Source organism: Mesorhizobium sp. P3_A2 (assembly GCF_056403115.1).
Map to the genome: position 1 here is coordinate 43,158 of NZ_JBFUGC010000012.1, position 26,529 is coordinate 69,686.

The 26,529-nt window shown below is 63.9% G+C and carries 21 protein-coding genes; 18 read left to right on the plus strand and 3 right to left on the minus strand.

All coding sequences use genetic code 11. The features are described 5' to 3' along the window. Positions 1-34: 34 nt before the first annotated feature. The 3 genes from AC1DXM_RS24915 to AC1DXM_RS24925 all read left to right on the plus strand — a co-directional run bounded on the left by AC1DXM_RS24915 (position 35) and on the right by AC1DXM_RS24925 (position 2,978). Positions 35-1,021 (plus strand): ABC transporter permease, encoded by a 987-nt coding sequence (locus AC1DXM_RS24915; protein WP_477237144.1) that lies wholly within the window; start codon positions 35-37, stop codon positions 1,019-1,021. Positions 1,022-1,024: 3 nt separating this feature from the next. Next, positions 1,025-1,819, plus strand: a complete 795-nt coding sequence (locus AC1DXM_RS24920; RefSeq protein WP_477237146.1) for an ATP-binding cassette domain-containing protein — start codon at positions 1,025-1,027, stop codon at positions 1,817-1,819. Between the two features lie 136 nt (positions 1,820-1,955). After that, positions 1,956-2,978 carry a LacI family DNA-binding transcriptional regulator gene (locus AC1DXM_RS24925; protein ID WP_477237148.1) on the plus strand — a complete coding sequence of 341 codons (1,023 nt, stop codon included), beginning with the start codon at positions 1,956-1,958 and terminating at the stop codon, positions 2,976-2,978. A 361-nt stretch (positions 2,979-3,339) separates the two neighbouring features. Here the strand turns inward: AC1DXM_RS24925 and AC1DXM_RS24930 are convergent, their stop codons facing one another. Further along, positions 3,340-3,921, minus strand: a complete 582-nt coding sequence (locus AC1DXM_RS24930; RefSeq protein WP_112565683.1) for a TetR/AcrR family transcriptional regulator — start codon at positions 3,919-3,921, stop codon at positions 3,340-3,342. Between the two features lie 242 nt (positions 3,922-4,163). Here AC1DXM_RS24930 and AC1DXM_RS24935 point away from each other — a divergent pair, with 242 nt between their 5' ends. From AC1DXM_RS24935 to AC1DXM_RS24945, 3 genes are read left to right on the plus strand one after another with little or no spacing between them, the layout of a single operon-like run. After that, positions 4,164-4,406: a hypothetical protein gene (locus AC1DXM_RS24935; RefSeq protein ID WP_192256158.1), complete on the plus strand. Its 243-nt coding sequence runs from the start codon at positions 4,164-4,166 to the stop codon at positions 4,404-4,406. Further along, positions 4,400-7,594 (plus strand): efflux RND transporter permease subunit, encoded by a 3,195-nt coding sequence (locus tag AC1DXM_RS24940; RefSeq protein WP_477237151.1) that lies wholly within the window; start codon positions 4,400-4,402, stop codon positions 7,592-7,594. Before AC1DXM_RS24935 ends, AC1DXM_RS24940 begins: the two co-directional genes overlap by 7 nt. A gap of 14 nt (positions 7,595-7,608) precedes the next feature. After that, entirely contained in the window at positions 7,609-8,763 is a 1,155-nt protein-coding gene (locus AC1DXM_RS24945) for an efflux RND transporter periplasmic adaptor subunit (RefSeq protein WP_477237153.1), read from the plus strand. A 60-nt stretch (positions 8,764-8,823) separates the two neighbouring features. Here the strand turns inward: AC1DXM_RS24945 and AC1DXM_RS24950 are convergent, their stop codons facing one another. Next, entirely contained in the window at positions 8,824-9,744 is a 921-nt protein-coding gene (locus tag AC1DXM_RS24950) for a LysR substrate-binding domain-containing protein (protein ID WP_477237155.1), read from the minus strand. A gap of 99 nt (positions 9,745-9,843) precedes the next feature. Here AC1DXM_RS24950 and AC1DXM_RS24955 point away from each other — a divergent pair, with 99 nt between their 5' ends. The 8 genes from AC1DXM_RS24955 to AC1DXM_RS24990 all read left to right on the plus strand — a co-directional run bounded on the left by AC1DXM_RS24955 (position 9,844) and on the right by AC1DXM_RS24990 (position 19,703). Beyond that, positions 9,844-10,632, plus strand: coding sequence for a HalD/BesD family halogenase (locus tag AC1DXM_RS24955; protein ID WP_477237157.1), 789 nt, complete (start codon positions 9,844-9,846; stop codon positions 10,630-10,632). Positions 10,633-10,735: 103 nt separating this feature from the next. After that, positions 10,736-11,425, plus strand: coding sequence for a GntR family transcriptional regulator (locus AC1DXM_RS24960; protein WP_477237159.1), 690 nt, complete (start codon positions 10,736-10,738; stop codon positions 11,423-11,425). A gap of 39 nt (positions 11,426-11,464) precedes the next feature. Next, positions 11,465-12,568, plus strand: coding sequence for a mandelate racemase/muconate lactonizing enzyme family protein (locus tag AC1DXM_RS24965; RefSeq protein ID WP_477237161.1), 1,104 nt, complete (start codon positions 11,465-11,467; stop codon positions 12,566-12,568). A gap of 1 nt (position 12,569) precedes the next feature. Further along, positions 12,570-13,754 (plus strand): mandelate racemase/muconate lactonizing enzyme family protein, encoded by a 1,185-nt coding sequence (locus AC1DXM_RS24970; protein WP_477237163.1) that lies wholly within the window; start codon positions 12,570-12,572, stop codon positions 13,752-13,754. Between the two features lie 300 nt (positions 13,755-14,054). Further along, a complete protein-coding gene (locus AC1DXM_RS24975; RefSeq protein WP_477237165.1) occupies positions 14,055-15,719 on the plus strand; it encodes an ABC transporter substrate-binding protein in 1,665 nt (554 codons plus the stop codon). A 132-nt stretch (positions 15,720-15,851) separates the two neighbouring features. Beyond that, complete coding sequence (locus AC1DXM_RS24980; protein ID WP_477237369.1) at positions 15,852-16,805, plus strand: ABC transporter permease; 954 nt, start codon at positions 15,852-15,854, stop codon at positions 16,803-16,805. Beyond that, positions 16,802-17,677 (plus strand): ABC transporter permease, encoded by an 876-nt coding sequence (locus tag AC1DXM_RS24985; protein ID WP_477237167.1) that lies wholly within the window; start codon positions 16,802-16,804, stop codon positions 17,675-17,677. Before AC1DXM_RS24980 ends, AC1DXM_RS24985 begins: the two co-directional genes overlap by 4 nt. After that, on the plus strand, positions 17,670-19,703 hold the full coding sequence (locus tag AC1DXM_RS24990) for a dipeptide ABC transporter ATP-binding protein (RefSeq protein WP_477237169.1): 2,034 nt from the start codon (positions 17,670-17,672) through the stop codon (positions 19,701-19,703). The genes AC1DXM_RS24985 and AC1DXM_RS24990 overlap by 8 nt, the downstream gene beginning before the upstream one ends. A 6-nt stretch (positions 19,704-19,709) precedes the next feature. Here the strand turns inward: AC1DXM_RS24990 and AC1DXM_RS24995 are convergent, their stop codons facing one another. Further along, complete coding sequence (locus AC1DXM_RS24995; protein ID WP_477237171.1) at positions 19,710-20,618, minus strand: LysR family transcriptional regulator; 909 nt, start codon at positions 20,616-20,618, stop codon at positions 19,710-19,712. A 115-nt stretch (positions 20,619-20,733) separates the two neighbouring features. On the opposite strand from AC1DXM_RS24995, the gene AC1DXM_RS25000 reads away from it, so the two are divergent. The 4 genes from AC1DXM_RS25000 to AC1DXM_RS25015 all read left to right on the plus strand — a co-directional run bounded on the left by AC1DXM_RS25000 (position 20,734) and on the right by AC1DXM_RS25015 (position 26,478). After that, entirely contained in the window at positions 20,734-22,389 is a 1,656-nt protein-coding gene (locus tag AC1DXM_RS25000) for an ABC transporter substrate-binding protein (protein ID WP_477237173.1), read from the plus strand. Positions 22,390-22,483: 94 nt separating this feature from the next. Continuing rightward, positions 22,484-23,368 carry a DUF427 domain-containing protein gene (locus tag AC1DXM_RS25005; protein ID WP_477237175.1) on the plus strand — a complete coding sequence of 295 codons (885 nt, stop codon included), beginning with the start codon at positions 22,484-22,486 and terminating at the stop codon, positions 23,366-23,368. 277 nt (positions 23,369-23,645) lie between these two features. After that, entirely contained in the window at positions 23,646-24,968 is a 1,323-nt protein-coding gene (locus AC1DXM_RS25010) for an NAD(P)H-dependent oxidoreductase (protein ID WP_477237177.1), read from the plus strand. A 19-nt stretch (positions 24,969-24,987) separates the two neighbouring features. Next, entirely contained in the window at positions 24,988-26,478 is a 1,491-nt protein-coding gene (locus AC1DXM_RS25015; RefSeq protein WP_477237179.1) for a xylulokinase, read from the plus strand. The last annotated feature ends 51 nt before the right edge of the window (positions 26,479-26,529 follow it).

A 26,529-nucleotide genomic window follows, 5' to 3' on the forward strand; every position in this document is an offset into this window, starting at 1 on the left:
GGTTCAGCCCTTCCCTTCCTGTCGCGGGTTATCAGTGGAAAACCGTTCGCTCATCCAACGCCTGATCGCGAGGCCGGAATTCGGGCCTTTCGTGCTGCTCATCGTCGAAATCGCGGTGTTCTGGAGCATCAACCACGATTTCCTGTCGCCGCAAAACATCTCCAACACGCTGGCCTTCACCGTCGAGCTCGGGCTGATCGCGCTGGCGATGACGCTGCTGATGACATCGGGCGAATTCGACCTGTCGGTCGGCTCGCTGTTCGGCTTCTCGCCGGTGCTGATGTGGACGCTGTTCAACAGCGGCCTGACCTCGCTGGAAGTCGGCTTCCTCGCCGCGCTGCTGGTCGCCGCTCTCATCGGTCTGGTCAATGGCTGGTTCGTCACCCAGCTCAAGATCCCGTCCTTCCTGGTCACGCTCGGCATGCTCTTGGTGGTGCGCGGCACGGCGCTGTTCGTCACCGACGGCTTTCCGCAGCGCACCTGGAGCGCGGAAGGCAGCTGGCTTGCCGAAGCGCTGGTCGGCGATTTCTTCATCGGGCCGTTCCGCATCTACATGTCGCTGTTCTGGTTCATCGCGGCGGCCGCAATACTCGGCTACGTGCTGACGCAGAGCCGCATCGGCAACTGGATCCAGGCGGCAGGCGGGAACCCGAATGCCGCCCGCGCCCGCGGCGTCAACGTCAACGGCGTCAAGATCGGTCTGTTCATCCTGTCGTCGCTGATGGCATCGCTGGCCGGTGTCATCTCCTCGCTGCGCACGTCGGCCGCCAACCCCAACAGCGGAACCGGCTACGAGCTCGAAGTCATCGCCATGGTGGTGATCGGCGGCACGGCACTGACCGGCGGGCGCGGCACCATCATCGGCACCGTGCTCGGGATCCTGATCCTGCGGGTGATGCGCAACGGCATCGTGCTGATCGGCGTGCCGGGCCTTGCCTACAACATCTTCATCGGAGCCATCATTCTCGGCATGATGGCGCTGCATTCATGGCTGGAACGCCGGCATCAGGCAGGGACGTGAACCATGGCTGAACCGCTCATCCGCATGACCAACATCAAAAAGTCCTACGGGCGCGTGCAGGCGCTCGAGGACGCCAATTTCCACGTCAACGAAAGGGAGATTGTCGGCCTGCTCGGCGACAATGGTGCCGGCAAGTCGACGCTGATCAAGGTGCTGTCGGGCGCGGTGCCACTGACCAGCGGCGACATCTTCATCCGCGGCAAGAAGGTCAATCTGCGCAGCACCAGCGATGCCATCGCGCACGGCATCGAGACGATCTACCAGGACTCCGCACTGGTCACGCAGCTGTCGATCGCGCGCAACCTGTTCCTCGGGCGCGAGCCGATCAAGCCGCCGCGCTTCTTGAACCGCATGGACCAGGAGGCGATGAACGTGGTCGCCCGCGACCTGTTGAAACAGGTCGGAATCTCCAAGAATATCCCGCCGACGACGCCGATCGGCTCGCTCTCCGGCGGCGAGCGGCAGGCCGTCGCCATCGCCCGCGCCATGCATTTCGACAGCGACCTCATCATCCTTGACGAGCCGACCAACAATCTGGGCGTCGCCGAGACGCAAGGCGTGCTGAGCTTCGTGCGCAACGCGCGCGATTCCGGCCATTCCTGCATCTTCATCGCCCACAACATCCACCACGTCTTCCAGGTGGTCGACCGCATCGTCGTCATGCGCCGGGGCAAGGTGGTGGCCGATGACATCGACCCGAAGAAGACCAACGTCGCCGAGGTCGAACGCATCATTACCGGCATGTCGGACAAGGAAATCCGCGACGCCATCGCCGAAGGCAGGCCATCGCACGGCTGAACCGTCTTCCTGCCGTCTGGCGCAGGATCGCATCAGCTCTAACTCTTTGTGGAGCATGATCTTTGGACAAAACGGTTCCCGTTTGTCCGACAAAACCGGTTCCCACTTTTCGGGATCATGCTCTATGACTGTGACCATGAAAGCCACCGTTGCTGACATAGCCAGAAGCTGCGGCCTGTCGACCGCGACGGTCGACCGGGTGCTCAACAACCGGGCCGGCGCGAGCGCCGCCAACCGGCAGCGCGTGATGGAAGCGGCCAAGCAGCTCGGCTATTTGCCGGTGGTCGACCAGGTGACGCTGCCATCGCGGCCGGCGCATCTCGAATTCTTCCTGCCGATCGGCGCCAACGGCTTCATGGTCGACCTGGCCGGCCACATCGAGGACTATGCGGCGCGCCTGCCGCTGGTCGCCTCGTGCCGCATCCACAACCTTGCCGGCATCTCGCCCGCCGCACTCCAGGCGGCGGTCGAAAATCTGTCGCTCAAGGCCAACGGCGTCGGCGTCATCGCCGTCGATCATCCCAGGACGCGCAACATTCTGCGCGACGTCGTCGAGGCCGGCATCCGCCTCGTCACCTTGGTCTCCGACGTTCCGGCGGCCCCGCGTTCGGCCTATGTCGGCATCGACAACCGGGTCGCCGGGCGCACGGCGGCGCTGTTGATGGGGCGCTTCCTCAACGGCCATAAGGGTCATCTGGCGATGGTCGTCGGCTCACGCTCCTATCGCGGGCATGAGGAGCGCGAAATGGGCTTCCGCTCGGTGCTGTCGGAAGAGTTCCCCAACCTCACAGTCTCAAGCGCCGTCGAGATCAATGACGAGCCGGAGGGCAGCTATGCTGCCACGATGCAGGCGCTGCATAACGAGCCGGACCTGCTCGGCATCTACTGCGTCGGCGCCGGACGCTCAGGTGTGGCGAGAGCGCTGCTCGAAACCAAGCCGAAGAAAAAGCCGGTGTTCATCTGCCACGACCTGACGAAGGAAACGCGCGGTTATCTCGTCGACGATCTCGCCGATGTCGTCATCGACCAGAATGCGCGGCTGATCGCCGAGCAATCGGTGATCCGCCTGCTCGGCTCGATCGCGTCCGCGGCACCCTATCTGACGAAGAAGTTCATCGAGCCGCGGCTGATCTTCAAGGAGAACGTGCCGGTGCAGTGAATTTGCGCCGTGGCGGCTTTTCCTATTTGTACGACAAGTCGGGGTAGCTGCCGCAAATCTGCACAGCAGCTATGCATCTTTTATGGTTGCCGAATCATTAAGCAACTCGTAGGTATTGGTGGTCGGCCATCTACTCCTCCCAGATGCGATGCCGGCCTTGAGTGCGGTGCACCTCCTCCCGCGCCGTATTCGAAATCAAGCCCGCTGCCACCTCCTCCCGGCAGCGGGCTTTTTCTTTTGCAAATGAATTTGAAGCTGACGTGCGAGGTCTCGGCCAACAGCCGGGGCTGCTCACCCGGATGGCCAGTGGCGATGCGAATCGCTGCTCCCCATGCGGGCGCAGCGAGCGAAACGCTGGCTGTCAGCGTGCCCTGAAAGAGCTGATCAGGCCTTCCGCCATGCGCACGAACTGTGTGCTGGGGCCCTGGCAGCCCATGGTCTGCACGCTGACACGCGCGCCTTCGAACAGCAGCGACAGCGTATCGGCGAGAAGCTCGGCCTGACCGATGCCGGCATCGCGGCATAGCGTAATAAGGCGATCGCGCTGGGCGCTCTTGAGCTCCTTGATCACGCTTCTCGCCGGATGGTTCGGCTCGGTCAGTTCGACGGCGGCGTTGGCCATGTCGCAGCCGCGACCGTCGGCGGCGAGCATGTCGGCGACCTTGCGGACCCAGGCATGCAATTGCGCCAGCTTGTCGCCGGGGTGCTCCGCCTCGAACTCATCCCATATCGCGGCGCCCTTGGCCGCCGAAGCGCGCAGGCACTGGATGATGAGTTCGTCCTTGGACTCGAAATGACGGTAGAGCGTCATCTTGTTGGTGCCGGCGGCTTCCGTAATGGCGTCGACGCCGACGCCCTTGATGCCATGTTTGTGAAACATGTCCTGCGCCGTCTCCAGGATTCGATCCCGGGGACGCACGCGATCCGTAATGCCGTCTGCCATCGCCGTCTCCTTGTCTCCCTAAATTTTCGGTCCACCTCTTGACTAGGGTGTTACCGGTCTGTAACTATCCGAATGTTACTTACTGGTAACACCTATGTAGCCTTCCGTCAATAACAAGGCCGTGAACTGGTCCTGCCAGATCACAAAGGGTGAAAATTGCGGTTCATGCGGCTCCGGCCGGTGAAGAGATGAAAACCGGTTCGCGATCATCCGATGCGAATCGCTGGAATGGAGACGCTCCGATGTCGCAGCGCAAGGATTTGACCATCGATGAAGCCATCCGGGATCCGATGATCCGGCTGGTGATGAAGGCGGACCGCGTCAACCCGCGCGCCTTCGAAGCGATGCTGAGGACCGTGGCCGATGAGCAGGGCCTCAGCGGCGCGGCGCCGTCTTCGTATTTTTTGCAGGACCCGGGTTCGGCGCGCAGTCGGCGGCTGTCCCGGTCTGCCCATTCATTTAAAGAGGCATGCGTGTCGTGGTAAACTTTTTCATCCATCGTCCGATCTTCGCCTCGGCCATCGCCATCGTCATGGTGCTCGCCGGGACGATTTGTTATTTCCTTTTGCCGGTCTCGCAGTTTCCCGACATCACACCGCCGCAGGTGGTGGTCAGCGCCCATTATCCGGGCGCCAGCGCACAGGTCGTCGCCGATACGGTGACGACACCGCTGGAGCAGCAGATCAATGGCGTCGAAGGCATGACCTACATGTCGTCGTCGAGCTCCAATGACGGCTCCTCGACCATCACCATCACCTTCGATGTCGGCTATCCGCTGAGCACCGCGGCGGTCGACGTGCAGAACCGCGTCTCGCAAGCCGCCTCGTCGCTGCCGGCGATCGTCAACCAGGGTGGTGTGACGATCAAGAAGCAGAATCCGAATTTCGTCCTCATCGTCAACCTGACCTCGCCTGACAAATCGGTCGATCCGGTGGCGCTGAGCAACCTGGCCTATCTGCAGGTTGTCGATCCGCTCAAGCGTCTGCCCGGCGTCGGCGATGTGCAGATCTTCGGCGAGCGGCGCTATTCGATGCGCGTCTGGCTCGATCCCGACAAACTCGCCAATCTCGGCATCACCGCGGTCGACGTCCAGAATGCCATTTCGGAACAGAACGTCCAGGTCGCGGCCGGCAAGATCGGCCAGTCGCCGGCGCCCGCCGGCACCGCCTTCGAAATGCAGGTCAACGCCGTCGGCCGCCTGAGCGACCCGAAGGAGTTCGGTGACATCGTCGTGCGCGCCAACACCGACACCGGCTCGCTGGTGCGCCTGCGCGACGTCGCCCGCATCGAACTCGGGGCGTTGCAATATTCGTCGTCGGCCTTCTTCGGCAAGGACCCGACCGTGGTGCTCGCCGTCTACCAGATGCCCGGTTCCAACGCGCTCGATCTGCAGCAGCGCGTCAAGGACAAGATGCAGGAGCTGTCGGCTCGTTTCCCCAAGGGCGTCTCCTATGCCATGCACTACGACACAACGCGCTTCGTGTCGGCCTCGATGCATGACGTTCTGATCACGCTCGGCGAAGCCCTGGTGCTGGTAGTGGCCGTGGTGTTCATCTTCCTGCAGAGCTGGCGCACCACGATCATCCCAACCATCGCCATTCCGGTGTCGCTGGTGGCGACGATGGTCGTCATGGAGATGCTCGGCTTCTCTCTTAACATGCTCTCTCTGCTCGGCATGGTGCTGGCCATCGGCCTCGTCGTCGACGACGCCATCGTGGTGGTGGAAAATGTCGAACGACAATTGGAGGCCGGGCTGAAACCGCTGGCGGCGACCAAGGCCGCCATGGCCGAAGTCACCGGGCCGATCATCGCCACCACCGCGGTGCTGATGGCCGTGTTCGTGCCCGTCGCCTTCATTCCCGGCGTCTCCGGCAAGCTCTACAACCAGTTCGCACTGACAGTGGCGATTTCCGTCGGCATCTCCGCCTTCAACTCGCTGACGCTCAGCCCGGCGCTGAGTGCCGCCTTCCTGCGCCATCGCGGCGAGACGCAGTTCGCGCCGTTCCGCTGGTTCAACACGGGCTTCGACAAACTCTCGCATCTCTACGCCCACGGCGTGCGCATCCTCATCCGGCTGCGCTGGATCATGCTCGGCCTGTTCGCAGCCGGACTGGTCGCCACCTACTTCGTCTGGCAGAAGCTGCCTTCGACCTTCCTTCCGGTCGAGGACCAGGGCTACTTCTTCGTCGTCATCCAGCTGCCTGACGGCGCTTCGCTGGAGCGCACCGATGCGGTGGCGCAGAAGGCGCGCGACATATTGCAAGCGACGCCCGGCGTCGACATCGTCGGCTCGATCAGCGGCCTGAACTTCCTGACCAGTGCGGCGCAGTCGAACTCGGCGGTCGAGTTCGCCATTCTGAAGCCTTGGGAGGAGCGCGGCCCCGACCAGAGCGCGTCCAAGCTCGTCGCCGACGTGCGCGGCAAGCTGATGCAGATTCCGGAAGCCTTCGCGCTGTCCTTCGATCCGCCTTCGATCCCGGGTATCGGCACCACGGGCGGCTTCGAATTCGTCGTCGAAGACCTTACCGGACGCGGCAGCGCGGCTCTCAACGATGCGACGCAAGCCGTGATCGCCGAGGCGCGCAAGCAGCCGGAAATCAATCCGCAGCAGCTGTTCTCGCCGTTCTCGACCTCGACGCCGCAGTTCAACTACGACCTCGACCGCAGCAAGGCCAAACTGCTCGGCCTCAACCTGCCCGACGTCTTCAATACGCTGCAGATCTATCTCGGCTCGCTCTACGTCAACGACTTCAACCTGTTCGGCCGCACCTTCCGGGTGACCATCCAGGCTGACAAGGATGCACGCGCGGGTGCGGCCGACATTTCGCGGCTCTATGTGCGCAATGCATCCGGTGGCATGGTGCCGCTCTCGACGCTGGGCAAGCTGGTGCCGTTCGTCGGCCCGGAAACCGTGCCGCACTACAACAACAACGCCTCGGCCACGATCAATGGCGGCGCAGCACCCGGCTTCTCGTCGGGCCAGGCGGTCGCCGCGATGGAGCGGGCCGCTGCCACCGCGCTGCCCAGGGATTTCGGTTTCGAATGGACCGGCATCACCTTCCAGGAGCTCAAGGCGGGGTCGATCGCGTCGGTCGTCTTCGGCCTCGCCATCGTCTTCGTCTTCCTGATCCTGGCGATGCAGTATGAGAGCTGGGCGATGCCGTTCATGGTGCTGCTGGCGGTGCCACTGGCCCTGTTCGGCGCCTTCGCAGCCCTGTTCCTGCGCGGCATGCAGATCGACGTCTACTCGCAGATCGGCTTCGTCATGCTGATTGGCCTGGCGGCCAAAAACGCGATCCTGATCGTCGAGTTCGCAAGGCGGCGGCGCGAGGAAGGCCTGAGCATCGTCGACGCGGCGATGGAAGCCGCGCGGCTCCGGCTGCGGCCGATCCTGATGACGGCCTTCGCCTTCATCCTCGGCGTGCTGCCGCTGATGTTTGCGACGGGTGCTGGTGCAGCAAGCCGGCAGTCGATCGGCACCACCGTCTTCGGCGGCATGGTTGCCGCGACCATCCTGTCGCTGGTGTTCGTGCCGGTCTTCTACGCAGTCATCGAACGGCTGCGCGAAGGCCGCGAGCGTAGCGACGCCCATGACCAGGATCATAGTGGCCAGGACAACAATGAACCGACTGCCGACCCAGCGCTCGTGCGACTGGCCGAAGCAGCCGAATAGAATTGGAGACCAAAATGCGTAAATGGAAAATAGCTTTGGGAACGGCCATCGCCCTGGGGGCGATCTCGGTGGCAAGCGTTCACTTCCTCGATATGGGCAATCTCAGCCTCAATGCCGGCACAGCGGCAGCGACGCCGGCGCCAGCGGCATTCGTCATGCCGGTGCCGGTGGCGAGCGTCGTCAAGAAGACGATCCCGATCTATCTCGACTACGCCGCCCGCATCGAGGCGATCCGCAGCGTCACGCTGCAGGCCCGGGTGCCCGGTTATCTTGACGAACAGACGGCTGAGGACGGCGCCGATGTGCGCAAGGGCGACCTGCTCTACAAGGTCTCGCCTGACGACTTCCAGGCGGCTCTCGACCAGGCCAAGGCCGCGGTACAACGCGACCAGGCGACGCTCGACTATGCGCGCTCCAATCTCGGTCGCGGCTCTGAGCTCGCCAAGAGCGGTTACCTAGCCAAGGACGGGTTCGACCAACGCACCAGCACCCTGCGCCAGGCCGAAGCGTCGCTTGCCGTCAACCAGGCGGCGGTACGGACGGCCGAGCTCAATTTGAGCTATGCCGAAATCCACGCCCCGTTTGCCGGCCGCGTCGGCCGCAACCAGGCTTCGGTCGGCACACTGGTGAGCGTTGCCGGCACGGTGCTGAACACGCTGGTGCAGCTCGACCCGATCTATGTCACCTTCAATCCGAGCGAGACGGACCTGGCCGAAATCGAGCAGGCCCGCGCCGCTGGCCCGATCGAGGTCGAGGTGCTGCTGCCGGGCGAGACCGAGGCCAGCCAGAAGGGCGAACTCACCTTCATCGACAACACGGTCGACCACTCGACCGGCACGATCACGGCGCGCGCCACCATCGGCAATGCGAAGTTCTCGCTGCTGCCGGGCCAGTATGTGCGCGTGCGGCTGCACATCAAGCAGCTGCCCGACGCGCTGATGGTGCCGCAGGTGGCGCTGGGTTCGAGCCAGCTCGGCAAATATGTCTATGTCGTCGGCAAGGGCAACACGGTCGACCAGCGCATCGTCACGCTTGGCGCGAACAGCGGCGATCTGGTGGCCGTGCTGACCGGCGTCGCCGAAGGCGACCAGGTGATAACGGGCAATCTGCAGAAGATCGGACCAGGAATGCCGATCTCGCCATTGCCTCAGGAAAAACCGGCCAGCTGATAACCCCCATCAGCCCCGGTTCTGTGGCGCCCTCGGCACCCACGCCGAGGGCGCCGTTTTTTATGGGGCGCCGTGCACTTTTCCTGGAATTGCTCCGAGCAGCGCGACAAGCCCGGCGATGTCGGCGCGTTCGGCTTTCGCCGGCAGCATGAAGGCGCAATAGGGTTGCCCGAGCCGGACGGAAACCGAGGAGAGCGCGATCAGGCGGCCGGCTTCGAGATCGGCATCAGCCATTGTCCTCTGGCCAAGCGCTATCCCCAGCCCCAGCCTCGCCGCCGATATCGCCAGGCTGGACAGGCCGACGCGGCGGCCATGCGAAGGGTCCGGCGAACGATTGCTGCCCACCGCCGCGAACCAGTCGGCCCAGCTTGGATGCGAGGCATAGTTCGGGCCCCAGTTGGTGTGGATGAACTGGCTCTCATGCATATCCGCCAGGATGGAGCCGCCGCTGCCATGGCGTTTCAGGAAATCGGGCGACGCGACCGGCAGCACCTCGTCATGCACGAGCCGCACCATCCGCAACGCCGGATAGTGATAGTCGCCATAGGAGATGCGCAGGTCGATGCTCTGGCGCACGACGTCGACCGGATCGTCTTCGACACGGATATCGATGGCCATCTGCGGGAAGCCGTCGAGCAGTTCCGCCAGCCGGGGCGCCAGCCACAATTCGGCCAGCGAGAACGGCACGCTGACGACGAGACGGGGCCGCACGCCGCCCTCCAGCATGCGCCGGCCTACCGCCGCTATGTCGCCCAGGGCGCGGGCCGTCTGGGGATAGATGGCATGGCCGGCATCGGTCAGCGTGATGCGGTTGCCGTTGCGCACGAAAAGCTGCTTGCCGAACCAGCTTTCGAGGTTTCGGATCTGCTGGCTGACCGCGGCTGAGGAAACGCCAAGTTCGGTGGCGGCAAGCGTGAAGGAGCCGGCGCGCGCGGCAACCTCGAAGGCTCGCACGGCATTCAAAGGTGGCAGCTTCTCCATGTCGCTTCCTCAATATTTTCTTGTGCAAGCCTAATTATTTTCCGCGTTGAGAGAAAGATTTTTTTGTCGTCTTCTGGTTTCGAAACCGGAGCTTTGACAATGAAAGACATTCTCGACCTCGACCGCTACCCGCTCGACCGTGAAGGCAGCCCTGAATGGAGGCGGCTTGTGGACACCTCTGTCACGGCGCTGGAAGCCGACGGCATGTTCAATCTCGAAGGGTTTCTACGCCCTGGCGTCGCCGAGAAGGCGGTTCAAGAAATCCAGCCGGTGATGGCGGCGCGCTCGCATGTGCACAAGCGCATGCACAACATCTACTTCAAGCCGGACCTTCCCGAACTCGCTCCGGACCATCCGGCGCTGCGCAAGGTCGAGACCATCAGCCACACGGTCTGCGCCGACCAGATTCCCGGCAGCACCGTGCTTGCCATCTACGAATACGAACCGCTGCTGCGCTTCCTCGCGGCGGCGATGGGCAAGACCAGGCTGCATGTCATGCAGGATCCGCTGGCGCGCACCAATGTCATGGCCTACCGCGCCGGCGAAGCGTTGAACTGGCATTTCGACCGTTCGGAATTCACCACCACGCTTTTGCTGCAGGCGCCTGAACGCGGCGGCGATTTCGAGTATCGCACCGATCTGCGGTCGGACGACAATCCCAACTATGACGGCGTCGCAAAACTGCTCGAAGGGCGCGATCCCGAAGCAAAAATCCTGCGTCTGAAGCCGGGCACGCTGAATGTCTTCCGCGGCAAGAACACCGCGCATCGCGTCACCACCGTCCAAGGCGCGCGCGAGCGGATGATCGCGGTGTTTTCCTATTATGAGAAGCCGGGTGTGATGTTCAGCCCAGAAGAGCGGGTCGGCTTCTACGGCCGCGCAGCATGAGGAAAGGCTGACACGCCAACCGCTACAAGAATCCGGAAAAGGCCTCTTGTAGGATTGTCGACAATCTGCTTGTCTTATTCCCGGCTCTCACTGGAGTGGCGACATGGCCAAGCTGGATTTCAGTCCGATCGCGGATACGACACGTCGGGCCGAGATCGTCGCGCTGCTGAGGCGCGCGATCCTGACCGGCCAGCTGGAACCCGGGCAAAAACTCAACGAACTCAGGATCGCCGAGCAGATGCGGGTCAGCCGCGCGCCGTTGCGCGAGGCGATGCGCGAGCTGGTGCAGGAAGGCATCCTGACCAGCATTCCCTATGCCGGCACCTTCGTCATTGATGTCACCGCCAAGGACATCGATGACGCCTATTCGCTGAACAAGGTGCTCGATGAATTCGCCATCGAGCGCACCTGGAAGTTGCGCGACCAGCGCTTCTTCGACGAACTCGACAGCCGCCACGAGGCGGTGAAGCAGGCGACGCGAGCGCTCGACACCACGCGCCAGATCGAAACCGCGCTGCAACTGCACGGGCTGATCTATGAATGGGCCGACAATTCGGTGCTGCTGGAAACCTGGCAGCGGCTGACCAGCCGGCTGCAAATGTATTTTGCCCTGCACCAGCGGGCGCGCAACGAGCCGGTGCCCGCGGAAGATGTCCACGAGACCTATGTGCGGCTGTTGAAGGGCGCCGACATGCGCGCCGCCCAGCGCCACGCCCGCGAGCATATCGACCTCGATTTCGAAGAATTGCTTGCCTATGCGCGCGGCCTCGAACAGCGGACGTCGAAGGGCTGACCCTCCTCCTCAACACCAAGCGACAACGGACGTACACAAGTGCAGATCAAAACCATCAAGGCCTATAGTGTCGTGCAGCCCTTCGTGGACGGGCCCTACCGCATGTCCAAGGGGCGGGTCGCCGACTGCTTCGACGCGGTGATCGTGGCCATCACCTCCGACAGCGGCGTGACCGGTTGGGGCGAGATGGCGCCGCTCGGCAATTTCTATTCGGCCGCCTTTCCGGCCGGCACGCGCGCCGGCGTGGTCGAGATCGCGCCGCACCTCATCGGCCAGGATCCACGCGGCCTCGCCGGTATCGGCCGGCTGATGGACACGGTGTTCAAGGGCCATCCCTACATCAAATCGGCGCTCGACATGGCGTGCTGGGACCTGGCAGCGCGCGCCGCCGACGTACCGCTGGTGACCATGCTTGGTGGCCGCGAGAGCGAGATGGCGGAGACCTACCGCGTCGTCACCCATGGCACGCTCGATCGGATGGCGGCACTGGCCAAGAGGATCATTGCCGAGGGCTGTCGCCGCCTCCAGGTCAAAGTAGGCGGCGATGTGCACGACGACATCGAGCGGGTGACGGCCGTCGCTTCGGCCGTGCCGAAAGGCACGGTGATTTTCTGCGACGCCAATGCCGGCTGGACCCCCTACCAGGCGCGGCAGTTCGCCGATGCCACGCGCGGCATCGACTACACGTTCGAGCAGCCCTGCACGACGATCGAGGAGAACATGTCGGTGCGCCGGATGCTCGACAAGCCGATGGTGCTGGATGAATCCGTAGTCTCGCTCGAGGCGATGCTGGAAATTCACCGCCTGGGTGCAGCCGACGGGCTGACGCTGAAGATCTCGCGGCTGGGCGGCGTGACCAGGACCCGCCAGATCCGCGACGTCGCCGTCGATCTCGGATTCATGATCACGGTCGAGGATACGGGCGGCGCCGAGATCGATACCGCGGCCATGGCGCATCTGTCGCTGTCGACGCCGGAAGAACGCCGGCTGCACGCCATTGCCTTCCACGAATGGGTGACGGTGCGCACAGCAAAAAACGCCCCGCCGGTGACCGGCAGTCATATAGGCATTCCCGACGGACCCGGCCTCGGCATCGATGTCGATCCGAGCCTGCTTGGCAAACCCTTCTTCGAGATCGGCTGAGATGAAGATCAAGCGCGTCAAGGCGACGCCGATCAATTACCGGCTCGAAGCCCCTTATGTCTGGGTGTTCGGCGAACTCGACGGTTTCTCGCCGACCATCGTCGAGGTCGAGACCGAGGATGGATTGGTCGGCCTCGGCGAGGCGCCGACGCCGGCCGCCGCGGCCGTCATCAACGATGTGCTGGCGCCACGACTTGTCGGCCGCGACGCCTTCAATATTGCCGGGGCTGAGGAAGTCTGTCTGCCCTTCTGGAGCGGCGTGCAATCGATCAATGACCGCACCCGAATCATGGCCTTCGGCGCCATCGAGGTGGCGCTGTGGGACCTGCGCGGCAAAGCCTGGAAGCAGCCGCTGTACCAGCTGCTCGGCGGCGCCGTGCGCAAGGACATCCCTTTCACCGACTATTTTTCGCTGCGCGGTGATGGCGCTGATGTGAAGGGTGAGAAGACGCCGGAAGAAGTCGCCGACTATTGCGTCGAACTCAACGAGCGCTTCGGCACCACCTTCTTCGAAGGCAAGTTCTCGACGCACGATCCGAAGATATCGCTTCGAATGGTCGAGCTGATCCGCAAAAAGCTCGGCGACGACGTGATGATCCGCATCGATTCCAACCAGGCCTATTCGCTGGCCACCGCCAGACAACTGGCACGGCCGCTGGAAGAGCTTGGCGTGCGCAACTGGGAGGATCCGGTGGCGAGCATCGAAGAGATGCGCGAATTGCGCCGTCACTGCTCCATCCCGTTCTCGACCCACAACATCGACATTGCGCGCGCCATGGAGGTGAAGGTGCCGGACGCCTTTGTCGGCAACCCGACGGCGCATGGCGGCATCGGCCGCATGCAGCGCTTCGTCGGCGCCTGCGAGCACGCCGGCATCGACTACTGGTGCTACAGCGGCGACACCGGCCTCGGCAGCGCCTGCTACCTGCATCTGTGCGCCGCACTCGGCTGGATCCGGGAGCCCAACCAGTCGCTGTTTCGCATGCAGTCGATGGACATAATCGAGGAAGGACCGTTTTCGCCCAGGAACAATGTCGTGCCGGTGCCGGAGGGCCACGGCCTGGGCGTCACGCTGTCTCAGGACAGGCTTGCCGCCTGCCATCGCGACTTCGTCGAAAACGGGCCGTGCAACAAATACCACGACCCGGAAAAGCCCGGCACCTATCGCCGGCTGCCTTTGAACTAGGCGGCTTTCCGCTCGCAATTGCGTCAAAACAACGAGGAGTGATCACACAAGCCGACAAGAGACAAATACAACAAGAGAAGCCTGCAGCTGGGACAAGCGCGCGGGACGAACGGGCGGAAAGCAGATGCCTCGCAAAATCCGGTCCCTCCTCATAACGGACCAGATGGACCGCGGAAAATCGCGTGCTACAGTCCGGTCGAGAGACTTCGTTGACGGCCGGGACAAGGAGAACTCCACGGAATTTCGTCAGCCACAAACACACCAACCAACGACAAAAACACAGGGGAAAGGGTAGAACCCATGATCAAGAATTACCGCCTTCTCGACCTTATCCGGCGCCAGCGCACGCCGCTCGAAAACCACCTGATCGACGGACTGGTTGACGGCCGCGTCAGCCGCCGCGAATTCATTCGCCACGGCAGCCTGCTCGGCCTGTCGCTGCCGCTGCTCGGCGGCATCACCACGGCTGCCGGCTTTGGCGGCATGCCTTCGCTTGCCCGCGCCCAAGGCGCACCGGGCGCCACCATTCGCGTGGCCAGCAGCGTGCCGGCCGCGGCGATCGACCCGGTGACCATTGCAGACGCCGGCGGCCTGCTGGTGATGCAGCAGGTGGCCGAATTCCTCTGCATCGACGGCCCCGATCTGGTGCTGCAGCCCGCACTTGCCGAAAGCTGGAAGCCCAACGCCGACGGCACGGTGTGGACCTTCACGCTGCGCAAGGGCGTAAAATTCCATTCGGGCGGCGAGATGAAGGCCGACGACGTGGTGGCCAGCATCGACCGCCTCGCCGATCCGGCGAATTCCTCCAACGCGCTGTCGGTGTTCAACGGCATCCTGCAGAAGGGCGCCTCGAAGAAGGTCGACGACTACACCGTCGAATTCCATCTCGACGCGCCGAACGGCAACTTCCCCTACATGCTGTCGTCGGACAACTACAACGCCGTCATCGTGCCGGCGAGCTACAAGGGCGACTACGAAAAGAGCTTTGACGGCACCGGGCCGTTCAAGATCGAAAAATACACGCCGAAGGTCGGCGCCTCCTTCGTCCGCAACGAGGATTATTGGGGGCCGAAGGCACTGCCGGAGCGCACCGAGTTCACCTTCTTCACCGATGTGCAGCCGATGATCCTGGCGCTGCAGGGCGGACAGGTCGACATCATCAACCAGATGCCGGTGCTGTCGGGCGTGGCGCTGCTCAACGATCCGAGCGTCGACATCATCAGCCTGAAGTCGTCCGCGCATCAGCAGCTGCATATGCGCTGCGATGACGGCCCGCTGAAGGATGCGCGCGTGCGCCGCGCCATTGCGCTCTGCCTCGATCGCGACAAGCTGGTCGCCGGCCTGATGAAGGGACGCTCGGCGCTCGGCAATGACAGCCCGTTCGCTGCAGTCTACCCATCGACCGACACGACCGTGCCGCAGCGCAAGCAGGACATAGCGCAGGCCAAGCAACTGATGGAAGCTGCCGGCGTCGCCCAGGGCTTCAAGGTGACGCTGACCACCGAGCGCTACCTCGAAATCCCCGAATACGCGCAGCTGATCCAGAACTGGGTCAAGGAGATCGGCGTCGAGCTCGAGCTCAACATCCTCGACCAGGGCGGCTATTACGGCGATGCCGTGTTCGGCAAATCGAACTGGCTGGATTCGGTGATGGGCATCACCGATTACGGCCATCGTGGCGTGCCGAACGTCTACCTCGCGGCGCCGCTGAAGAGCGAAGGCACCTGGAACGCAGCGCACTTCAAGAACAAGGACTACGATGCGCTGGCGACCAGCTACATCGCGGCCCTCGACCTCGAAGCGCAGAAGGCCGACGCCGGCAAGATCCAGAAGCTGCTGCTCGAGGAAACGCCTGTCATTTTCGGCTATTTCTACGACTATCTGACGGCGACGGCGAAGGGCGTGACCGGCGTGCAGCCGACGGCCATGTCGCAGCTGTTCCTCGAAAAGGCATCGAAGGCCTGAGCTGACTCATTGTTGGAGCATGATCTTTTCCGAAAACCGGTTCCCACTTTTCGGGATCATGCTCAGAAGAGAAAGCCAATCCTCTAACAGCCAGCTCCCACGCGGGAGCTGGCTCAGCAAGGAGTCATAGCCATTCTCTCCTTCCTCGTCCGGCGTGTGTCGCTGTCGCTCGTCACGCTGTTCCTGCTGTCGATCATGGTGTTTCTGGGCGGCCAAGTGCTGCCCGGAAATGTCGGACGCGCCATATTGGGGCCGTTCGCCGACCAGCGCGCCGTCGATGCGCTCAACCACACGCTCGGCGTCGACCGCCCGCTGCTCACCCAATATGGCAGCTGGATCTGGAACTTCATCCAGGGCGACATGGGCACGTCCTACATCTTCCGCTCATCGGTGGCGCCCTTCGTGCTGGACGCACTCGTCAACTCGATGAAGCTCGCCGCCGTCGCTTTCGTGCTGGTGGTGCCGATCGGCATTCTCGGCGGCGTGATTGCCGCGCTCAACCTCAACCGGCCGCTCGACCGCATCATCAGCCTTGGCGGCCTGTCGGTGACGGTGCTGCCGGAGTTCGTCACCGGCATCATCCTGATTCTGATCTTCGGCGTCTGGTTGCGCTGGCTGCCGATCTCGGCGGCATGGCCGAAGGATGCCGGCTTCTTCACCCAGCTCTACTATTTGATCCTGCCGTCGCTGCCGCTGTTCCTGGTGCTGTTCGGCTACATCGCCCGCATGGCACGCTCCGGCATGATCGAGGCGCTCGATTCCGATTATACGCGCACCGCCGTGCTCAAGGGTCTGCCGTGGCGCACGGTGATCTGGCGGCATGTGCTGCGCAACGCGCTGCTGCCGACCATCACGGTGATCGCGACGCAGACCGGCTATCTCATCGGCGGCCTCGTCGTCATCGAGACGCTGTTTCGCTACCAGGGCATCGGCTCGCTGATCTTCACCGCCGCGCGCGGCAAGGATTTCCCGATCCTCGAAGCCGGCATCCTGACCATCGGCATCGTCTATGCGGTGGCGACCCTTGCCGCCGACTTTCTCTATTCCGTGCTCAATCCACGCATTCGTCTGGGGCCAGATCAATGAGCGCCACCGAAACCATCCCGGCGCCCGACACTGCCGCCCGGCGCGGCCCCTGGGCAGAAATGTTCTTCTCGCTGCTGCGGTCGCCGACTTTTCTGGTCGGCCTCGCTATCGTCCTGTTCTGGGTCGCCTGCGCCCTGTTCGGCGAGCATTTCGCGCCCTACGACCCGCTTGCCGACGACATCATCAACGCGCTGGCGCCGCCTTCGGGCGAGCACTGGTTCGGCACCGACCAGATCGGCCGTGACGTCTTCTCGCGCGTCATCGTCGGCTCGCGCGATATCCTGACGGTCGCGCCGCTGGCAACGTTGCTGGCGACCGTGGCAGGCACCGCGCTCGGCCTTTTCACCGGCTATTTCCGGGGCATTGTCGACGACATCGTCAGCCGCATTCTCGAAGCCTTCATGGCGATCCCGGTGGTGATCGTGGCCCTGCTCGCTATCGTTGCGCTCGGCACCTCCAAGGCAACGGTGATTGTCGTCATCGGCCTCAGCTTCGCGCCGATCATCGCACGCACCGTGCGTTCGGCGGTGCTTGCCGAGCGCGAACTCGACTATGTCGCCGCCGCCCAACTGAGGCACGAAAGCGCTGTTTATACGATGTTCGTCGAGATCCTGCCCAACGTCATTCCGCCGATCCTGGTCGAGACCACCGTGCGGCTCGGCTATGCGATTTTTGCCGTCGCCACGCTCTCCTTCATGGGCTTCGGCATCCAGCCGCCCTCGCCCGACTGGGGCCTGTCGATCTCCTCGAATTACGGCATGATCGGCGGCGGTTTCTGGTGGACGGTGCTGTTCGACGCGCTCGCCATCGCCTCGCTGGTGATCGGGGTCAATCTGGTGGCTGATGGTGTTCAGGGAGCGCTCAATGACTGAGACCAACGCGCTCGAACTCCACGACCTCTCCGTCGCTTACCGCGTCAACGGCAGCAACCGCGCGGTGCTGCGCAATCTCAGCCTCACAATCGGCCGGGGCGAGGCCTATGGGCTGGTCGGTGAATCCGGCTGCGGCAAGTCCACCGTGGCGCTCACCGTGGTGCGCTATCTCCCGCGCAACGGCTCGATCACCGGTGGCGCAATTTCGCTCGACGGCCAGGATGTGATGAAGCTCGACGCCGAGGCGCTCAGGCGTGCCCGCGCCGACAGCGTGTCGATGGTCTATCAGGACCCCGGCAAGGCGCTGAACCCGTCGCTGCGCATCGGCCGCCAGCTGACCGAGATTTTCGAGCTCGGTGGCGTGACCGGACAAGCGGCAGAAGACCGCGCCATCGCCATGCTGAACCGGGTGCGCATTTCCGATCCGAAGAGTGTCATGCAGCGCTACCCGCACCAGCTTTCGGGCGGCATGCAGCAGCGCGTGGCGATTGCCATGGCGCTGGCCAACGATCCGACGATGCTGATCCTCGACGAGCCGACGACCGGCCTCGATGCGACGGTGGAAGCCGAGGTGCTCGACCTGATCGCGCAGCTTCGCCAGGAACTGTCGGCCTCGATCCTGTTCATCAGCCACAACCTCGCCGTCGTCTCCAACATGTGCGACCGCGTCGGCGTTCTCTATGCCGGCATGCTGGTCGAGGAAGGGCCGACGGATCGCGTGTTCAGCGATCCGCGCCATCCCTATACGGTGGCGTTGCTGCGCTGCCTGCCGCGCGGCGGCCAGCGCAAGGACCATGGCCGGCTCGACACCATTCCGGGCTTCCTGCCCGGCATCGGCGCCACCATCAAAGGCTGCGCCTTCGCCGACCGCTGCGCGCTGGCGACGGACCGCTGCCGCACCGAATTGCCGCCGCTCTACGAGGTTGACGATGGCCATGGGGGTGTCCGGCTGTCGCGCTGCCACTATCACGAGCAGGCGCAGGCGCTGCCGCGGGCTACGCCAAGCGATGTCGCCGCCCCTGCCCGCAGGCAAGCCCCGGCGGTGCTGCGCGTCGATGGATTGAACAAGACTTATGCCAGCCACGGCCATGCGCTGCGGGCAGTAAAGGATGTCTCGGTCAGCCTGCGGCCTGGCGAGACGCTGGGCCTGGTCGGCGAATCCGGCAGCGGCAAGACGACCTTCGCCAGGCTGCTGCTCGGCCTCGTACCGCCGGACGAAGGCGGCACGATCGAGCTCGAAGGCAAGACGCTGGCGCCACGGCTGCAGAACCGTAGCGACGACCAGATCAAGGCGATGCAGATCGTCTTCCAGAATCCGGATTCGGCCCTCAATCGTTCGCATTCGATCCGCCATCTGATCAGCCGCGCGCTGAAGCGGCTGGCCAGCCTGAAGGGCACTGCATTGCAGGCGCGGCTGGAAGAACTCGTGCGTTCGGTGCGGCTGACCGACCGGCACCTCACCGTCAAGCCGCGCCAGCTGTCGGGCGGTCTGAAGCAGCGCGTCGCCATTGCGCGCGCCTTTGCCGGCGAGCCGCGCATCGTTGTCTGCGACGAGCCGACCTCGGCGCTCGACGTCTCGGTGCAGGCGGCGATCCTCAATCTGCTCGCCGACCTGCAGTCGAAGGAAGATGTCAGCTACATCTTCATCTCGCACGACCTTGGCGTGGTGCGCTACCTCTCCGACAACATCGCCGTTCTCTATCTCGGCCGCATCATGGAGCTCGGGCCGTCCGAGAACGTCTTTGCCGGCCCGCATCACCCCTATACGGAAGCGCTGCTGTCGGCGGTGCCCAAGCTCGACCAGACCGAGACGGCGCGCATCCGGCTCGATGGCGAGATTCCCAGCGCCACCAACCCGCCTTCGGGCTGCGTGTTCCACACGCGCTGCCCGCGCAAGATCGGCGTCATCTGCGAAACGCAGGAACCGCCGCTGGCCGAAGCCCAGCCCGGCCACACGATCCGCTGCCACATTCCCTATGCGGAGCTGGCAAGGCTGCAGGCACCGAAGCAGCCAGTGCCTGCCTGAAGTTGGTCAGCCCCGATACGTATCGGCCATGCTGAAGACCCGGTCGCCCTCGGCAAAGCCCTGGCCCGGCGTCCAGTCGCTGGCCAGCGCGTGCAATCCGTCGAGCGCGACATTGAGTGTGTCCGACGAGATCGGGTTGGCGGGATAGGCGAGATAGATCGGCCGCTGGAACACCGGCGCATCCTCGATGCGGCGCATCTCGCCGCGCTCGATATGACCGCTGACGGCGCTGAGCGGCAGATAGGCCGCCGCCTGCTGTGACAGCACATGCAGGAGGCCGATGAACACCAGTCCGGCTGATATGGCCGGCTTGACCATGCCGGCAAAGGCGCGGTCGTGCTCGATGCGGAACTCCAGGCCCCAGTCCATGAAAATGTAATTCTCGGTCCATGGCCCGGTCTGCGCGGCATGCTGGACCAGCACGACCTGATCGACGGCCAGCGTCTCGTAGACGACCCCGGGATGCGGCCGCGGCAGATAGAGGATGCAGATGTCGAGCAGGCCTTCCGCCAGCTGGTCGATCGCCTGGTCCGGGAAACTGCCTTCCAGCCTCAGCGCCACATTCGGCCGCCTTTCGCGCATCCAGGCAATCCAGGACGAGGTGATGCGGTCCCACAGATAGGCGGGCGCGGTGAGCCGCAGCAGCGTCTCATAGCCATCGGGAACTGCGATGTCCTGCCGCGACTGCTCCCAGGTGCGGGTGATCGTGGAGGCGTGCGGCAGGAACTGCCGGCCGGCCGGTGTCAGCGTGACGCCATCGCGGTCACGCACGAAAAGCCGGCGCCCCAGCTGTTCTTCCAGACCGCGTATCCGTGCGCTCACGGTGGACTGGGCGAGGTTCAGCCGGCTGGCGGCGACGGTGAAGCTGCCGTGCGTGGCAACCTCGAGAAAGCTGCGCAGATTCTCAGTGTCCATGGGTCGGCTCCGCCATCGAAAATTTCGATGGCCGCCATCAAAAAATATCGCTTTCCGGCTGGGGTCAACAGTGAACTATTTGGTGCAGCCCCCAGAGAAAACAGGAATGCCGCCCATGCCGAAGCATTTCCAGACCATCGATGCCGCCCGCAAGACCTTAAGCGCCATCGAAAATTCCGCTGTTGACGAATTGCTGGCCGGCCGCATCGGCCGGCGCGACTTCTTGCGCCACGGCAGTATGCTTGGCCTGTCGCTGCCATTCCTAGGCAGCATCGTGGCGGCCGCCGGCTTTGGCACCCAGCCGGCGCGCGCCGAAGGCAAGCCGGGCGGCACGGTGCGCGCCGGCATAGCCACGCCGGGCGGCGCCATCGATCCCGTCACCTATTATGACAGCGGCAGCTACCAGCTGGTGTTCCAGACCGCCGAGTTTCTTTGCGTCACCCAGCCGGACCTCACGTTGAAGCCGGTGCTGGCCGAAAGCTGGGCGCCGAACGAGGACGGTAGCGTCTGGACCTTCAAGCTGCGCAAGGGCGTGAAATTCCACAATGGCGAAGAGTTCAAGGCGGACGACGTCGTCGCCACCTTCGACCGGCTTGCCGATCCCGCCGGCGCCTCCAACGCGCTGTCGGTGTTCAAGGGCTTGCTGTCGAAAGGCGGCACGCAGAAGGTCGACGACCACATCGTCGCCTTCCATCTCGACGCGCCCAACGGCAGCTTTCCCTATTCGGTGTCGATCGACAATTACAACGCCGTCATCCTGCCGGCGAGCTACAAGGGCGATTACGAAAAGACTTTCGAAGGCACCGGCCCGTTCCGGCTAGAGAGCTACACGCCGAAGGTCGGCGCCACCTTCATCCGCAACCCCGACTATTGGGGCGAGAAGGCGCTGCCCGACCGGCTCGAATTCAAGTTCTACGGCGACGTGCAACCGCGCATCCTGGCGCTGCAGGCGGGCGAAGTCGACCTGCTCGATGCCGTGCCGCTCGATGTCAGCCAGGTGGTGCTGAACAGCCCCGACATTACCGTGCTGCGCGTCGCCTCGACCGCGCATCGCCAGCTGCACATGCGCTGCGACATGGCGCCGTTCACCGACAAGCGCGTGCGCCAGGCGCTGGCGCTCAGCATCGACCGCTCCAAGCTGGTCGACGGGCTCTGCCGCGGCATGGCGGCGACCGGCAATGACAGCCCGTTCGCGCCGGCCTTCCCTGCCACCGACAAGTCGATCCCGCAGCGCGCGCAGGACATCGCCAAGGCCAAGCAGCTGATGGAAGCCGCGGGGCTTGGCGGCGGCTTCGACATCACGCTGACGACGCTGCGCTATTCCGACATTCCGGGCTATGCACAATTGTTCCAGAATTTCGCCAAGGAGATCGGCGCCCGCGTCGCGCTCAACATCGAGGACCAGGACAAATATTACGGCAAGGCGGTGTTCGGCCAGTCGGACTGGCTGGACAGCCCGCTCGGCATCACCGACTACGCCCATCGCAGCGTGCCGAATGTCTTCCTGAAGAGCCCGCTGGTCAGCGACGGGCCTTGGAATGCGGCGCACTTCAAGAACCCCGCCTATGACGGCATGGTCACTTCCTACCTGAAGGCGCTCGATATCGGCGCTCAGCGCAGTGCGGCCTCCGACATCCAGAAACTGCTGCTCGACGAGACGCCGGTCATCTTCAGCTATTTTCCCGACCTTCTGGTGCCGGTGCGCAAGAATGTCAGCGGCCTGCCGCCGATTGCCGCCGGGCTGCTGCTCGATCGCGTATCCCTGGGGTAGAGGATCCCGGACCGAAGGCGCGTGGCGAGAAGCAAAACCCGTTGCCGCGTGGACCTTCAGTCCGGAAAGCCCCGATCCAACCTAGGCTCAGGCCATGCGCCAACGTCCTGATACAAAAGACAAGAAACGGGAGACCACCATTCGCAAGCCCCATCTGCGCGGTCGCGGACCGCATTTCCCTGTGCTCGATCAGATCGTCCAGTACGAGTTCGAGCCCGGCTATGTCGCCTTCACCATGCCGTCGCTGAAAAGGATAAGGGTGCAGGTGGGTTCGATGACCGTCGCCGACACCAGCAGGGCGCTGGTGTTCTACGAATCCGACCATCTGCCGGTCTATTATTTTCCGATCGAGGATGTGCGCGAGGAGTTCCTGCTGCCCTCAAAGACCACGACCGAGGACCCCTACAAGGGCACCGCCACCTTCTACTCGCTCAACACCGGCATCACGCTGGTTGAGGATGGCGCATGGCGCTATCTGGATCCGGCCAAGGGCTGCCCGCCGATTGCGGGCTACATGTCGTTCGTGTGGAGCAAGATGGGCCACTGGTTCGAGGAGGATGAGGAGATCTTCGTCCACGCCCGCGATCCGTTCCGCCGGGTCGACTGCCTGCCCTCGTCGCGGCGGGTGCAGGTCATCCTCGACGGCGAACAGGTGGCGGATTCGCGCCGCGGCGTGTTCCTGTTCGAGACCGGCCACCCGGTGCGCCACTATTTGCCGATCTCCGACACCAGGCTCGATATGTTCGCGCCCAGCCGCTACATCTCGCGCTGCCCCTACAAGGGCATCTCCAACTATTACCACGTGACGACCGCCACCAAGCGGCACGAGAACATGGTCTGGTATTATCCCGAACCGGTGCACGAGGCCGAGCGCATCAAGGGTCTGGTCTGCTTCCACCACGAGCTGGTCGACAAGATTTTGGTCGATGGGGTGGAGATTCCCAAGGAGGCCACGGCGGCTTCGGACGGGTATTTCTGATCGGTCCTCCGTCGACGGCTAGCGCCAATCACCGAGATTGGCTGGAGCGAAGCTCCGTCGCGTAGACCCTGGGATCCATTCCGTGACACCCAGCCAAAGAATGCAGCGGTGCATATCTATCTTGCGCCGTCGCGTTCGTCGGCTGATGTCGCGGCATGGATCCTCGGGTCAAGCCCGAGGATGACGATCGCAGGGGTTGAAATATTTTTCAAATGGAAATAGGAATGTTCAAAATGATGATTTGACGCTGCGGCGCGTCATGACTGGAGGAAGCGATATGGCCCATCCGCAATTTGCAGCGGAACTTCTGCAGCGCGCTGAAGCCCAAGGGCCAATCACCATCGGTCTCGCCGGCGCCGGGCAGATGGGCACCGACATCGTCGTCCAGGTGGCATTGATGCCGGGCATGCGGATCGGTGCCATTTCCGAGGTGCGGCCGCAAGCGGCGATCGATGCCGCGCTGCTTGCCGGCCATGACCGTTCCGATATCGTGCAGGCCGCCAATGCCTCGGCCATCGACCGCGCCATCGAGGCCGGCAAGATTGCTGTCACCGAGGATTTGCATTCGCTGGCCGCCGCCGGCCGCATCGACGTCATCATCGACGCCACCGGCAATCCCAACATCGGCACGCTGTTTGCACTCGAAGTGATGAAAAACGGCAAGCACATCGTCATGCTCAATGTCGAGGCCGACATCACCATCGGCCGCTTCCTCAAGGAAGAAGCGCGCAAGGCCGGCGTCGTCTACACGGGCGCGGCCGGCGACGAGCCCGCCTGCACGCTGGAGATCATCGGCTTTGCCCGCAGTCTCGGCTTCAACATCATCGCCGCCGGCAAGGGCAAGAACAACCCGCTGAAGTTCGACGCCATGCCCGCCGACTACGCCAAGGAAGCGGCCGAGCGCAACATGAATGCGCGCATGCTGGTCGAGTTCGTCGACGGCTCCAAGACGGCGATCGAGATGGTGGCGATCGCCAACGCCACTGGGCTGGTGCCCGACGTGCCGGGCATGCACGGCCCGACGGCAACGCTGGAGGAACTCGCCAGCGTGCTTTGCCCGCGCGAGGATGGCGGCGTGCTGCACCGCAAGGGCGTGGTCGACTATTCCATCGGCAAGGGCGTGGCGCCCGGCGTGTTCTGCGTCATCGAGACCAGGCATCCGCGCGTCATGGAGCGGATGATCGACCTCAAGGTCGGCAAGGGCCCCTATTTCACGATCTTCCGCCCCTACCACCTGACCAGCCTGGAAGTGCCGCTGTCGGCGGCACGCGCCGTGGTCTACAAGCGCGCCGACATGGAGCCGCTCGATCATCCGGTGGCCGAGGCGGTGGCGGTGGCCAAGAGCGACCTCGGCGCCGGGCAATCGCTCGGCATGATCGGCGAGACGGACTATCGCGGCTTTGCCATGACCTGGGAGGACGCGCGCGCCAAGGGCGCGCTGCCGCTCGGGCTTGCCGAACGCGCCAAGGTGGTCAAGCCGATCAAGACCGGCGACTTCCTCACCTATGAAAATTGTGTACCCGACGATTCGATGGTGATAACGCAGATCCGCCGTCGTCTCGACCAGTCGGACGGACGGTTCGTGACCAACGCCGCCTGAACCTTCGGGAATAGCTGTGATGGACGATGTCGTTATCGGGATCGATGCCTCGACGACGGCGGTGAAGGCGATCGCTTTCGCGCGCGACGGCACAGAGCTTTACCAGGCGCGCGAAACCTATCCGCTTTCAAACCCGAAGCCCGGCCATTTCGAGCAGGATGCCGAACACTGGTGGGCAGCCCTTGTCGGCGCGCTGAAGCAAGTCACCGAAAAGATAGGAGCGGCGCACGTAGCAGCGATCGCCATCGCCCATCAGCGCGAGAGCTTCACGCTGATCGATCATGCCGGCAAGCCGCTCATTCCGGCGATCCTGTGGCTTGACGAACGCGCCCGGCCGCAAGTCGCCCGGCTGTCGGCCGAACTCGGCCGCGAGGCGATCCGCGACTGGAGCGGCAAGCCGCCGGATCCGACACCGGCGCTTTATGCCATCGCCTGGCTGGCCGAGCACCAGCCGCAGATTCTGGCCAAGGCGGCGGCTTTGGTTGACGTCCACGGCTTCTTCGTCCACCGGCTGACCGGACGCCTTGTCACCAGCACGGCAAGTGCCGACCCGCTCGGGCTGCTCGACGTCGCGACAGGCGAATGGCACGCTAAACTTGTCGCGGCTGCCGGGCTTCAGCCACAGCAGTTGCCGGCGCTGATCGGTCCCGGTCAAATCTGCGGCGGACTTGCCGAAAGCATTGCGCAGTTGACCGGGCTGAAGGCCGGCACGCCAATCGTCGCCGGTGCCGGCGACGGTCAGGCGATGGGCCTCGGCATGGGTGTCTATGGCGCCGGCAGGAGCTACCTCTCGCTCGGCTCCGGCGTCGTCAGCGGCTGCTATTCCGGCACGGTCACCACATCGGACGCGTTTCGCACGCTGGTCTCGCCGACCGGTTCCGGCTTCATGCTGGAGACCGTGCTGCGCTCGGGCATGCAACTGGTCGACTGGATCGTGCGCACCACCGGCGCGACCTCCGCAGCAGAACTGGAGAAGCTCGCGGTCGATGTCGCGGCCGGCAGCGACGGGCTGCTGGTCATGCCCTATTGGGCCGGCGTGATGAGCCCCTATTGGGATGGCGCGGCGCGAGGCGCTGTCGTCGGCCTGTCGCTCAACCATGAACCGAAGCATCTCTTCCGCGCCACGCTGGAAGGCATCGCTTTCGAGCAAGCCATCGCAAGCGAGGCGATGGAAGCCGAGAGCGGCGGCACACCGGCGGAAATGATTGCCGCCGGCGGCGGCACCAATTCGGCGCTGTTGATGCAAATCATGGCCAGCGTGCTCGAGCGGCCGCTTCTCGTGTCGCCGGTCAACGAGGCGGCCGCACTTGGCGCGGCCATGCTGGCGGCTTCGGCGATCGGCTGGTTCGCCTCGCCGGAAGAGGCAGCCAAGGCGATGGCGGCGGCGCCGGCCCGGCGTGTCGATCCTGAAATGGCGCTGGTGCCGGCCTATCGGGCGCGCAAGGCGATCTATCGCGATCTCTATCACGCGACACGCGACATCCATGTGCGGCTGGGTGAGGTTGGGTAGGTTGCTTCAATGGTGAAACGTTAGCGGGACAGCCCCCTCTGTCCTGCCGGA